Here is a 12,454-nt window from a genome sequence, read left to right on the forward strand (position 1 = left end):
CCCCAACACCAGCACCCCGCCCCGCCCTTCAGCAGATCGACTCCGCCCTGTCTCCACGGTAATTGGACCACGAACGGTACGGGTGTGCCATTGTCTTGTGACGAGTCACCATCGAACTCAGAACGACGTGGTGATGTCATCACTGTCGAAATCGCCTGCATCCGAACGCAGTTCCGCCAAGATACGAACGAGCGCCATCAGCTTGTCACGCGCCAGTCCGGGGCGTGCGAACACCAGCGAGTTCAGGCGCTCGGTGGCCTCGACTGCCAACGTGCGTCCCTGCTCGGTGATTTCGACCAGCGTGGTGCGCCGATCACTCGGATGCGGGATGCGCCGAACGTATCCCACGGACTCGAGGCGGTCGACAGCGTTGGTCACGCTCGTGGGATGCACCTGCAGACGTGCACTCGCCTTCGCCATCGGCAGAGCCCCGTTCTTGGTGAAGGTCAACAACGTCAGCAATTCGTAGCGCGAAAACGTCAGTCCCGTCGGCTTCAACGCTTCCTCGACACGGGCGAGCATGATCTGCTGCGCACGCATCAACGACGTCACTGCGGCCATACCGTCGGCGGCGTCGGACCACCCGTGCTTGGTCCACTGGCGATGTGCCTCTGCAATGGGGTCGAGGGGAAGCGGAGACGGTGCTGGCATACCGACCATCCTCCCACGGTGGCCGGTTCCGGCGTCTACCGAATCACGACGCGAGGTACTGCGAGGGATACGCGATCCGTGATCGCTGCGCGGGCCAGCGAGATCTGCTCTCGGGCTTCGGCTGTGCGGGCGGTATCGGTGTCGCCTGCGGCCAACGCGCGGTCCAGCAGGTCCAATTGGGTCAGAACGGCGTCGACGTTCTCGGAATGCTGTGCCGCACGACCGACTCGCTCGGCGAGACGTATGCCGGCCTGCACCACCATGGGACTGCCGGTGCCGTAGATCCGTACGGCGTCGAGGGCATGGTCGATCAGTGACGGAACGCCGACGCGACGGGTGATCACCCGTACGGTGCCGTCGGAGCCGCACCGAGCGCGAGAGGGCCTGGGACGCTGGACGACCGCGACGAGTCCGACCGTGAGATCGTCGATGGCGTTGCGTGCCGTGTAGGGGTCGTTGACGCCTGTCGACAGGGCCCGTACTGCCATCTCGGTCATCTGTTCGACGGCGAAGGCGATGTCGTGTCGGGGTGTTCGACTGGTGCCGATGTCGAACGACCCTCGAACTCGTTCGATCGCGTCCGCGGAGATGTCCGTCGAACGGTCGGCCAGAATGTCGGCGAGCGGTTCGCCGGCAACGACATGGTCACCGGGTACTCGGTGAATGTCGATTACGGTGTCGGTGTCGGTCGCGATGTTCAGTACGGCGCTCTCGTCGATGTCGATGATCACCCCGGACTCCTCGGCCAGCACCGTGGTGTAGACGGGCGGCTTGACGATGCCCTCCGCCGACGCCGCATCAGCGGGTTGCTCGGGCGGGTACAGCGCGTCCACGGACTCCGACAGTTCGTCTCGGACGCGGGCAGACAGTGTTGCCACCTGGATCGACTGCGCGATGTGATGAATGAAGTAGACGAGCACCCCCACGTCGACCACCGCGAGTGCGACGGCAACGTTGACGGCGATGTCCGGCACGAAGACAGATCCGTCGGATTCGATCGAGCGAATCGACCGCAGCACCATCAGTGAGTACAGGAACGTGGCGCCGAAGATGCCGAGCACCACCTGGTTGCCGCGATCGGCCATGAAGTTGCGCACCAGGCGGGGGCCGTACGAGGAACTGGCGGTGGCGAGGACCGAGATGGTGATGGAGAACGATGTCGCGGCCACACCGAGCATGGACCCGCCGATGGCGCCGAGGATGTCTCGGCTGCCACTGGCACCCACGTGATAGAGCAGCGAGCCCGTCAGATCCACCCGGGTATCGAGCAGATAGCGATCGAGACTCACCAGAGCCTGCGCGAGCACGAGTGCGACAACTCCGAGGACGGCAGGAATGAACCAGAACGATTCCCGCAGCTTCGCCATGTGTTCCTTCATGACGCACAGTCTTCCCCGGGGTATCCGAATCAACCCTCGAGGTTCGAATCACGATGATCGAAAGGGTGGATCTCGGACAGCGAACACGGCATCGTCATCGGCGATGCGGGTGTGGCCGAGCGGCTAGGCACCGGCCTGCAAAGCCGTTCACACGGGTTCGAATCCCGTCGCTCGCTCGAAGATCGGGACCGGCCGACAACGGCCGGTCCCGATCGATGTCGTGTCAGGCCAGTAGCGCGGGCTTTCGAGCCACGGTCACAGCCCAGTCCGCGTCGCCGCGCCAGGGCCGGAGATCCCACGTCGCGAATCGGTGCTCGAGGACGAAGCCGACCGCCGCCAGATCCTCGTCGAGCATGTCGACCGTGTACTCCCGATCGGTGGCGAATCCGGTGACGAACACCCCGCCGTCGGTCAGGTGGGCCCAGATACGTTGGAGCGCTGCGCGTTCGGTACCGGGCTTCATGAAGACCAGTACGTTGCCCGCTGCCACGGCCGCGTCGAACGTCCGTCCCAGATCCAGTGTCGTCAGATCGGCGACGTGGACGTCGAGTTCGGGGTGCGCTCGCGCGGCCTCGGCCAGAACAGGATCGAGATCCACTGCGGTCACACGGTGTCCGCGTCGTGCCAATTCCACACCGAGTCGGCCGGTCCCGCATCCGGCATCGAGAATGCTCGACGCGGGGGAGACCACCGCATCGACCATGCGGGCTTCACCGTGCAGATCCACGCCGCTTTCGGCCAGGCGGTCGAATCGCTCGATGTACCGTGCGGAATCGTCTGCGGAATTCTCTGCTTGCCAGCGTGTGGTCACCCCGCCAGGGTAGGTCAGGCCAGGGAGTCGAGGGCCGACCGGGCTTCGACGACCCGGGCGCGGGCTGCCTCGAGTGCCTCCGCCGTAAACTCCGCCTGCACGACACCGGCCTCGTGTGCTTCTCGTGCAGCCTGCGCTCTGGCTCTGGCGGCCTCCAGCTCGGCCTCGATCTGCTCTACTTCCGTTGCAGCGCTTCGTAGTTCGGATGCCGTCCGTTCGGTGTCGGACTGCGCTTCCGCGGATTCGACGGCCGCGGCGTCGAGGTCGGATTCGGCCGACTCGAGTTCGGCGAGCAGTCGGTTCCGTTCGGCTTCGTCGGTTTTCTCCCGGTCGTCCTCGACCTCAGGAGATGCCGGGTCCGACTCTTCGTCGTCATCATCATCGTCGGGCGAGTCCGGAACGATCGAGAGCAGCGCAGGTCCGAAGCCGCTGTACGTTTCGGCCACCACGGTTCTGCCCGCGCGGACACGGTCGCGTATTTCGGCATCGGCCATCGCCGCGTTCAGGGTGTTGGAGATCTCGCGGGCTGCGTTGTCGCCGACGGTCGCCCCGAGGTCGCGTCCGAGCGAGACTGCTCGGTCGGACAGGGCGCGTATCGAAGCGCTTCGGGCAGTGGACAATTCACGTAGCCGGTGGCCGTCGCCGCGCTGCTGTGCACGTTCGAGTTGCTCACCCAGATCGAACAGTTCCGCCAGGGCCGATTCGTCTCGCCGAGCGAGTGTGTTCACCAACCACGCCACGAGAGTGGGCTTGCGAAGGGCACCGATGCGGGTGGCACCGGCTTTGTCGCCGGCCTTCTTGAACCGGGTGACGTATGCGGCGCGATGCGAGACGAAATCAGCGGGAGGGAGTGAATACAGGTCGTCGACGACGGTCTCGACTCGGGGGAGATTCTCGGACATCGAAGTCCACCGTCTCGTTCGAGCAGCCACCGTCCGACGGTGACGTGCGTGAAAGATGTGTGCCCCCGGCAGGATTCGAACCTGCGGCCTTTCGCTCCGGAGGCGAACGCTCTATCCCCTGAGCTACGGGGGCGCACCGGACGAACCGGTGTGCCTGTTGGGCTGTACGAAAGACTAGCGCATCCGCTGCCCGAGCCGAAATCACCCCTCGGGCAGCGGCTGCGCACCCTTCTCGGCGAGCATCTGCTTCATCAGCGTCGACTCGCTGGTCTGGGTGGCAACCATGGACTTCGCCAGATTGATCACCGCCGGTGACTGCGCGTGAATCTGCGCGTACTCCATCATCGCCAGGCCGCCCTCGTGGTGGCGCAGCATGAGCTGTAGGAACATCACGTCGACGTCCGAGCCGGTGGCCTGGCGAAGAGCGGCGAGTTCAGCGGAACTGGCCATGCCCGGCATGGCCCTGGTCGGATCCGAGGATCCGGGATCCATGGACATCCCGCCCATCGAGTGACCGTGAGAGTCGTCCTCGGTCATCCAGGTCATGTAGCCGTCGGTCGCGATCGGCGCTCGGTCCCACAGGGCCAACCAGCCCTGCATCTGTCCCACCTGGTTCTGCTGCGAGGTGAGCATGTCGAACGCCAAATTCTTGACGGCTTGATCGGAGGCGTTGGTCAACGCCACCGCGGCCATCTCGATGGCTTGGTTGTGGTGCACGGTCATGTCCTGAGAGAAACCGACATCGACCGAGTCCGCGGCGGGTGCACTGTCGTCGCCGCCCAACGGACTCTGCACCAGAAAGCCCAGGGCGAAGCCGATCGCCAGAACGGCGATCAGCGCCAGCGCCACCAGCGCTGTGCGCTGACTCGGCTTGGCCGCGGACGTGGTGACTCCCGCGTTCTCGGTCGGTGTCGGTTCGGTCATCAGTTGGTGGGGATCTGGAGATCGCTGGGCAGCTGCGCCCCGCCGGCTCCGCCGGTCTCGCTGGCGTCGGGAGTGATTCCGGCACCGTCCATCGGCACCGCATCGGCACCGGGCGCGGATGCATCGAACAGCGGCGGGTTGTCCGGGTCGAAGCCGTCGCTACCGTCGCCGGTGCTGGACGGGACCGATGCGCAGCTGGCACCGACCTCCGGGTAGGCGAAGCGGTTCAGGCGCAGTGCAGAGACGAACTGGCCGATGCGTTCGTCGTCCACGCTGTCCAACTTGAGCTGGTGGCCCCAGGACTGCAGCGAGACCGGGGAATCGAGGCCGGGGTACGGCGACATCATCATCTGCGTTTCACCGTCGACACGATCGGCCAGCGACTGGACCTGGTCCGCGTTCAGATCGTCGGGGTTGTAGGTGACCCAGACGGCGCCGTGCTCGAGGGAGTGCACCGCATTCTCGGTACGGATGGCCTCGGGATAGACGATTCCCGTGCAGGTGGCCCAGACGGCATCGTGCGGTCCACCGAACGGCGGCGACTGGTCGTAGGCGACCCGCTGCGTGCGCCCGACGTGCAGAGCCGCGGGGTACTCCTGCACGGTCACGCCCTCGATGCCGGTCGACGGATCCTGGTTGGCCTCGCTGGGCGCGAACTTCTGCGCCTCGGCTCGGTCCTGATACTTCGGATACAGATTGATCCCGAGGCCCGCAACGAGACCGACAACCACAACGACACCGGCAACCGTCAGCCAGGGAATCTGCCTGCCCGTGGCGGTGGGTACGCCGCCCTTCTTCTTACGAGCTGACTTCTTGTTGGCTGCATTGATGGCTTTGTCTGCCTTCGCAGCCGACTTGTTCTGACTGCCTTTGTCGGGACCCGTTGGCATCGCTGTAGTTGCTCTCTCAGTCGAGGAAAGGTGGTGGTCGGTCGCGCTGGTGATGCGTATCTGCTGGTGACGGCATCATTGGATGAGCGTCGACACAGAGCGCCCTCACTGTACGTTCTCTGCCTGAGAGCGTGTTCAGAGCCTGCGCGGACCGCGTCGGCCGAGGCTGCTCGCGGGCAGACGGGCAGTGGATGCGAGGACGCCGCGCACCAGCCAATAGGATAGCTACCTGTGACTCCCGCCGATCTTGCCGAACTGCTCCACGCGACCGCCGCGAAGGTGCTTGCCGACCGCGGCCTGGATACATCCGTACTCCCTGCGAAGCTGACCGTCGAGCGTCCCCGCAATCCCGAGCACGGCGACTACGCGACCAACGTGGCACTCCAGGTCGCGAAGAAGGCCGGAGCCAATCCCCGCGACTTCGCCGGCTGGCTCGCCGAGGCTCTCGCGGCCGACGCCGCCATCGCCGACGCCGATGTCGCAGGCCCCGGATTCCTGAACATCAGGCTGGCCGCCGCAGCGCAAGGCGAGATCGTTGCCCGCGTGCTCGCAGCAGGCGCGGCCTTCGGCAACGGTTCGTCGATGGCAGGCAAGAAGGTCAATCTCGAGTTCGTCTCGGCCAACCCGACCGGCCCGGTGCACCTCGGCGGTACCCGGTGGGCAGCCGTCGGCGATGCGCTCGGTCGGATCCTGACCGCCCACGGTGCCGAGGTCACTCGCGAGTACTACTTCAACGATCACGGCGCTCAGATCGCCCGCTTCAGCCGGTCCCTGATCGCCGCGGCCAAGGGCGAACCCGCTCCGGAGAACGGCTACGCAGGCGAGTACATCGCCGAGATCGCGGAGCAGGTGCTGGCGAAGGAGCCCGAAGCGCTCGCGCTGGCCCCCGAGGCACAGGAAGAGACGTTCCGATCGATCGGCACCCAGCTGATGTTCGACCGGATCAAGGCCAATCTGCACGAGTTCGGCGTCGACTTCGACGTCTACTTCCACGAGAACTCGCTGTTCGAATCCGGATCCGTGGAGAAGTCGGTCGAGTACCTCAAGAGCTCGGGGAGCCTCTACGAGGAGGACGGTGCCTGGTGGCTGCGGTCCACCGAGTACGGCGACGACAAGGATCGTGTCGTCATCAAGAGCGACGGCAACGCCGCCTACATCGCCGGCGACATCGCCTACTTCCAGAACAAGCGGCAGCGCGGCTTCGATCTGTGCATCTACATGCTCGGAGCAGACCACCACGGCTACATCGGACGGCTCAAGGCGGCCGCAGCTGCATTCGGAGACGACCCCGCGACCGTCGAGGTGCTGATCGGCCAGATGGTCAACCTGGTGCGCGACGGCGTGGCCGTGAAGATGAGCAAGCGCGCCGGAACCGTCATCACGCTCGACGACCTGGTCGACGCCATCGGCGTCGACGCTTCTCGCTATGTCATGGTTCGGTCGTCCGTCGACTCCAGCATCGACATCGACCTCGCCCTGTGGGCGAGCGCGAGCAACGAGAACCCGGTGTACTACGTCCAGTACGCCCACGCCCGCCTGGCCTCGCTCGCGCGCAATGCCGCCGAACTGGGAATCAGCGCGGAGCAGCCGGATCTGAGCCTGCTCACCCACGAGCAGGAAGGCGAGCTGATCAGGACGATCGGCGAGTACCCACGAGTGGTGGCCAGCGCCGCCGAACTACGCGAACCACACCGGATCGCCCGCTATCTCGAAGAGCTGGCGGGGGCCTACCACCGTTTCTACGGTGCGTGTCGAGTACTTCCACAAGGAGACGAGGAGCCCGGACCTGTGAACACCGCACGACTGGCGTTGGGGAACGCGACCCGGCAGGTCCTGGCCAACGGCCTCGAACTGCTCGGGGTCAGCGCACCGGAGCGCATGTGAGCGCACATCCGGCAGGACCCAAGCATGCCGATGCCCCCTCGAAAGAGTCGATGTCCCATCGCCCGGCCGACGCGTCGGAGATGACGACGCTGCCCGAGCAGGTGTGGCCCCGCAACGCCGAGCGCGGTAAGGACGGAACCGTCCGTCTCGCCGGAGTGTCGGTCACCGATCTTGCGGAGCAGTACGGCACACCGTTGTTCGTCATCGACGAGGACGACTTCCGTTCGCGCTGCCGTGAGATGGCCGCCGCATTCGGGGCACCCGAACGAGTTCACTACGCCTCCAAGGCTTTCCTCTGCGGAGAGATCGCACGCTGGGTGGCCGACGAAGGGCTCTCACTCGACATCTGCTCCGGAGGCGAGCTGGCCATCGCGTTGGCTGCCGGATTCCCAGCCGACCGAATTGCCATGCACGGCAACAACAAATCGGTCGCCGAGCTCGAGGCGGGCGTGCGCGCAGGCGTCGAGCATGTGGTACTCGATTCCAACATCGAGATCGACCGTCTCGACGGCGTCGCCGGTGCGGCCGGTGTGGTGCAAGACGTTCTGATTCGCATCACCGTCGGTGTCGAGGCGCATACGCACGAGTTCATCGCCACCGCGCACGAGGATCAGAAGTTCGGCTTCTCGCTCGCCGACGGCTCGGCGCTCGAAGCTGTTCGTCGCGTGTTCGCTGCCGACAACCTTCGACTCGTCGGACTGCACAGTCACATCGGTTCGCAGATATTCGAGGTGGACGGCTTCGAGTTGGCAGCGCACAAGGTCATCGGGCTGCTGCGAGACATCGTCTCGGAGTTCGGCGTCGACAAGACGGCGCAGATCTCTACACTCGATCTCGGTGGCGGCATGGGTATTTCGTACGTGCCGAGTGATGATCCGCCGCCGGTGGAGCAGCTCGCGGCCAAGCTGACCGCCATCGTGGAGACCGAGTCCGCTGCAGTGGGTCTACCGGTCCCGACGATCGCCGTCGAGCCGGGCCGCGCCATCGCCGGACCGGGCACCGTCACGCTCTACGAGGTCGGCACGATCAAGGATGTCACCGTCGACAAGTCGACGCGCAGGCGCTACATCAGCGTCGACGGCGGCATGAGCGACAACATCCGAACCTCGCTGTACCAGGCCGAATACGACTGTCGGCTGGTCTCGCGCTCGAGCGATGCCGAGGCCGTCGTGGCTCGGGTGGTCGGAAAGCACTGCGAGAGCGGCGACATCGTCATCAAGAACACATGGATGCCGGCAGACGTCGGGCCGGGTGACCTGCTCGCGGTGGCGGCCACCGGGGCGTACTGCTACTCCATGTCCAGTCGCTACAACCTGCTGACGCGGCCCGCTGTGGTGGCGGTCAAGGATGGGCGATCGCGCCTGATCCTGCGGCGGGAAACCATCGAAGATCTGCTCAGCTTGGAGGTTCAGCCATGACATCGAAGCCGATAGGCGTCGCCGTACTCGGACTCGGAAACGTCGGCAGCGAAGTCGTTCGAATCCTCACCGAGAACGCCGAGGATTTCGAAGCGAGAATCGGTGCGCCACTGGAGATTAGGGGCATCGCTGTGCGTCGAGTCGACGGCGATCGTGGAGTTCCGGCCGAGCTGCTCACCGACGATCCGGCCGAGCTCGTCGGCCGCGACGACGTCGACATCGTCGTCGAGGTTCTCGGCGGCATCGACATTCCCCGCAAGCTGGTGCTCTCTGCCCTGGAGAAGGGTAAGTCCGTCATCACGGCGAACAAGGCCCTGCTGGCCGAGTACACCGGAGAACTGGCCGACGCGGCCGAGAAGTCGCGTGCCGACCTGTATTTCGAGGCCGCCGTGGCCGGAGCAATTCCTGTGGTTCGCCCGCTGATGCAGTCCCTCGCGGGTGACCGCGTGAACAAGGTCGCCGGCATCGTCAACGGCACCACCAACTTCATCCTCTCTGCCATGGACGAGACCGGCGCGGACTACGCCGAAACCCTCGCCGAGGCGGGGCGTCTGGGTTACGCCGAGGCCGACCCGACCGCCGACGTCGAAGGCTACGACGCTGCATCGAAGGCCGCCATCCTGGCGTCCATCGCGTTCCACACGCGAGTCACTGCCGGTGACGTCTACCGCGAGGGCATCAGCAAGATCACCTCGGACGATCTCGAGACCGCGAAATCCCTCGACTGCACCATCAAGCTGCTGGCCATCTGCGAGCGGATCGTCACGCCCAAGGGCAAGGAGCGAATCTCCGCTCGGGTCTACCCCGCGCTCGTTCCGTTGAACCACCCGTTGGCATCGGTGAACGGTGCGTTCAACGCCGTGGTCGTCGAAGCAGAGGCTGCCGGACGCCTGATGTTCTACGGCCAGGGTGCAGGCGGTGCGCCGACCGCGTCCGCAGTACTCGGCGATCTGGTGATGGCCGCTCGCAACAAGTTCTACGGCGGACGAGGCCCACTCGAATCCAAGTACGCCAAGCTCAAGGTGGCCCCCATGGGTGACATCCTCACTCGCTACTACGTCAGCATGCAGGTGGCGGACAAGCCCGGCGTTCTCGCCACCGTTGCGGCCGAATTCTCCAAGCGCGATGTCAGCATCTCCACGGTGCGTCAGCAGGGCTCGGGTGACGGAGCCAGGCTCGTCGTCGTCACCCACCTCGCGGCCGACTCCGCACTGTCCGACACCGTTGCATCCCTCGAGCAGCTCGACGTCGTCGTTCACGTCGCCAGCGTTCTCCGATTGGAAGGCACCACCGTATGAGCGTCCACACCCCCTGGCCCGGTCTGATCGAGGCATACCGTTCGCGTCTGGCGATCGGCCCGGACTGGAAGACCGTCACGCTGCGCGAGGGCGGCACTCCGCTGTTGCCGGCCGGGCACCTGTCCGAACTGACCGGGTGCACAGTGCATCTGAAGGTCGAAGGCCTCAACCCCACCGGCTCCTTCAAGGACCGCGGGATGACCATGGCCGTCACCGACGCGCTCGCCCGAGGTCAGGAGGCCGTTCTCTGCGCCTCGACCGGCAACACCTCGGCCTCCGCAGCCGCCTATGCGGCCAAGGCCGGAATGAGCTGTGCCGTACTGGTTCCGCAGGGCAAGATCGCCATGGGCAAGCTCGCTCAGGCAGTCATGCACGGAGCGAAGATCATTCAGGTGCAGGGCAACTTCGACGATTGCCTCGAGCTGGCCCGCAAGACCACGGCCGAGTTCCCGACCATCGGTCTGGTCAACTCCGTCAATCCTGTTCGCATCGAAGGCCAGAAGACTGCGGCCTTCGAGATCTGTGACGCCCTCGGCGACGCACCGGACATCCATGCACTGCCGGTCGGCAACGCAGGCAACATCACCGCGTACTGGCGCGGTTACTCGGAGTACTTCCGTGACGGTCTCACCACGCGCAAGCCACGGATGCTCGGAGTCCAGGCCGCAGGCGCCGCACCTCTGGTTCACGGTGCGCCGGTGAAGGACCCGGAAACGATCGCCACTGCGATCCGGATCGGCTCGCCCGCATCCTGGAACGGTGCCGTCAATGCCAAGGAAGAATCGAACGGAGCCTTCCGCGCAGCGACCGACGAGGAGATCCTCGAGGCGTACCGATTGATCGCGAAGACCGAGGGCGTGTTCGTCGAGCCCGCTTCCGCGGCCAGTGTTGCCGGGCTCCTCGCAGCACGAAAGGAAGGCTGGCTCGAACCCGGCCTGACCGTCGTGTGCACGGTCACCGGAAACGGCCTCAAGGATCCCGACACAGCACTGTCGGGAATGCCTGTGGTGGAACCCATTTCGGTCGATCCCGTCGCTGTCGCGGCTGCGCTCGAGCTGGCCTGAGTTGACGGAATCTCCGGCCATGACGACGACACTCCCCATCGGGCTCACGGTCACCGCGCGCGTCCCGGCGTCCAGTGCCAACATCGGACCCGGATTCGACAGTCTCGGAATCGCTTTGGGGCTGTACGACGAGATCGAGGTCACGACCACCGCGTCGGGACTTCGGATTCACGTCGACGGTGAGGGTTCGGCGGACGTGCCGTGGGGCCCGACGCATCTGGTGGTGCGCGCCATCGAGCGGGGACTCGAAGCGGCCGGAGTGTGGGCCGACGGCCTGGATGTCCACTGCCGCAACCTGATTCCCCATTCGAGGGGGCTCGGTTCCTCGGCGTCGGCTGTGGTCGGGGGCCTCGCTGCCGCCAACGCGCTCGCCGCGAAAGTGGATCGGTCGCTCGCGCTGTCGGAGAGCCAGCTCGTCCAGCTGTCGTCGGAGTTCGAGGGTCATCCCGACAACGCGTCGGCGAGTTGCCTCGGCGGTGCGGTCGTGTCGTGGAGCGAACCGCCCAATGCCAGTGTGACGGCGCGGAAGTACGCAGCGGTACGTCTCGAGGTGCATCCGAGCATCAAGGTCGTCGTGCTCGTACCGTCCGAACGCTCGTCGACGTCGCACACCCGGGGACTGTTGCCCGAGTTGGTGCCCCATCGTGACGCGGCCTTCAACGTCAGCCGGAGCGCGCTCGCGGTGGTGGCACTGACCGAGCGTCCGGATCTGTTGATGTCCGCGACGGAGGACCTGCTGCATCAAGGTCAGCGCGCTCAGGCGTTACCCGACACCACTCGCTGGATCGCCACCTTGCGCGCGCGGTCCATCGCGGCGGTTGTGTCCGGCGCGGGACCGACGGTCATGGCGCTGTGCACCGAGGAGTTTCCGGCCGATCTGCGTGACGCCGCATCGGCCGAGGGGTGGCGGGTCCTCGACCTCGACGTGGCCGACGGAGTCACCGTCGCGTGACAAACGCGTCAGTAGGGTTCTTGCCGAGTGGGGACAACGGCGCTATGGTGAACCCTGTCCGTACATCGTGCGCTTCAGACGCCGGTTTCGTCAGGGCAATCAGGTCGCTGTATTCGGGGGATTCAAACGTCCGAGTGATGTGACGCTCCTGACTCGATCCTCCCCGTGGTTCTCTGCGGTCTCGGATCGATGGTGTCGTCGACGGAGTGCGTCGAACATGAACGGCAATATCCGAGCTCGGCAGAACGCCGAACTGCGGAACGAACCCTCGGCTGCGCATC

Annotated in this window: 11 protein-coding genes and 2 tRNA genes; 6 read left to right on the plus strand and 7 right to left on the minus strand. The window is 65.4% G+C overall.

Annotated elements, in window-relative coordinates; genetic code table 11:
• Positions 1-117: 117 nt before the first annotated feature.
• Positions 118-651: a MarR family winged helix-turn-helix transcriptional regulator gene (locus CH302_RS24520; protein WP_037193707.1), complete on the minus strand. Its 534-nt coding sequence runs from the start codon at positions 649-651 to the stop codon at positions 118-120.
• A 35-nt stretch (positions 652-686) separates the two neighbouring features.
• Positions 687-2,030 (minus strand): DUF2254 domain-containing protein, encoded by a 1,344-nt coding sequence (locus CH302_RS24525; RefSeq protein ID WP_037193399.1) that lies wholly within the window; start codon positions 2,028-2,030, stop codon positions 687-689.
• 105 nt (positions 2,031-2,135) lie between these two features.
• Between CH302_RS24525 and CH302_RS24530 the strand changes: the two genes are divergently transcribed.
• Positions 2,136-2,206, plus strand: a tRNA-Cys gene (locus CH302_RS24530).
• Positions 2,207-2,253: 47 nt separating this feature from the next.
• Here the strand turns inward: CH302_RS24530 and CH302_RS24535 are convergent.
• From CH302_RS24535 to CH302_RS24555, 5 genes are all read right to left on the minus strand, one after another.
• On the minus strand, positions 2,254-2,841 hold the full coding sequence (locus CH302_RS24535; protein WP_052047887.1) for a class I SAM-dependent DNA methyltransferase: 588 nt from the start codon (positions 2,839-2,841) through the stop codon (positions 2,254-2,256).
• A gap of 14 nt (positions 2,842-2,855) precedes the next feature.
• A complete protein-coding gene (locus CH302_RS24540; protein WP_052047886.1) occupies positions 2,856-3,743 on the minus strand; it encodes a hypothetical protein in 888 nt (295 codons plus the stop codon).
• A gap of 60 nt (positions 3,744-3,803) precedes the next feature.
• Positions 3,804-3,876, minus strand: a tRNA-Arg gene (locus CH302_RS24545).
• A 68-nt stretch (positions 3,877-3,944) separates the two neighbouring features.
• The gene (locus CH302_RS24550; protein WP_037193397.1) at positions 3,945-4,667 is read right to left on the minus strand and encodes a DUF305 domain-containing protein; all 723 of its coding nucleotides are present in this window, start codon (positions 4,665-4,667) and stop codon (positions 3,945-3,947) included.
• On the minus strand, positions 4,667-5,557 hold the full coding sequence (locus CH302_RS24555) for a DUF3105 domain-containing protein (RefSeq protein ID WP_037193396.1): 891 nt from the start codon (positions 5,555-5,557) through the stop codon (positions 4,667-4,669). Before CH302_RS24555 ends, CH302_RS24550 begins: the two co-directional genes overlap by 1 nt.
• Positions 5,558-5,788: 231 nt before the next feature.
• Between CH302_RS24555 and argS the strand changes: the two genes are divergently transcribed.
• Genes argS through thrB form a run of 5 tightly spaced genes read left to right on the plus strand, consistent with a single transcriptional unit; the run spans position 5,789 to position 12,173 of the window.
• Positions 5,789-7,441, plus strand: coding sequence for an arginine--tRNA ligase (argS, locus tag CH302_RS24560; protein WP_037193394.1), 1,653 nt, complete (start codon positions 5,789-5,791; stop codon positions 7,439-7,441).
• The gene (lysA, locus tag CH302_RS24565; protein ID WP_037193393.1) at positions 7,438-8,859 is read left to right on the plus strand and encodes a diaminopimelate decarboxylase; all 1,422 of its coding nucleotides are present in this window, start codon (positions 7,438-7,440) and stop codon (positions 8,857-8,859) included. The genes argS and lysA overlap by 4 nt, the downstream gene beginning before the upstream one ends.
• A complete protein-coding gene (locus CH302_RS24570) occupies positions 8,856-10,157 on the plus strand; it encodes a homoserine dehydrogenase (protein ID WP_037193392.1) in 1,302 nt (433 codons plus the stop codon). The genes lysA and CH302_RS24570 overlap by 4 nt, the downstream gene beginning before the upstream one ends.
• Positions 10,154-11,221, plus strand: a complete 1,068-nt coding sequence (gene thrC / locus CH302_RS24575) for a threonine synthase (RefSeq protein ID WP_027497914.1) — start codon at positions 10,154-10,156, stop codon at positions 11,219-11,221. The genes CH302_RS24570 and thrC overlap by 4 nt, the downstream gene beginning before the upstream one ends.
• A gap of 19 nt (positions 11,222-11,240) precedes the next feature.
• Positions 11,241-12,173 carry a homoserine kinase gene (gene thrB / locus CH302_RS24580; RefSeq protein ID WP_037193391.1) on the plus strand — a complete coding sequence of 311 codons (933 nt, stop codon included), beginning with the start codon at positions 11,241-11,243 and terminating at the stop codon, positions 12,171-12,173.
• Positions 12,174-12,454: the final 281 nt, after the last annotated feature.

Source organism: Rhodococcus sp. 15-2388-1-1a, from assembly GCF_002259145.1.
Classification (GTDB): Bacteria; Actinomycetota; Actinomycetes; order Mycobacteriales; family Mycobacteriaceae; genus Rhodococcoides.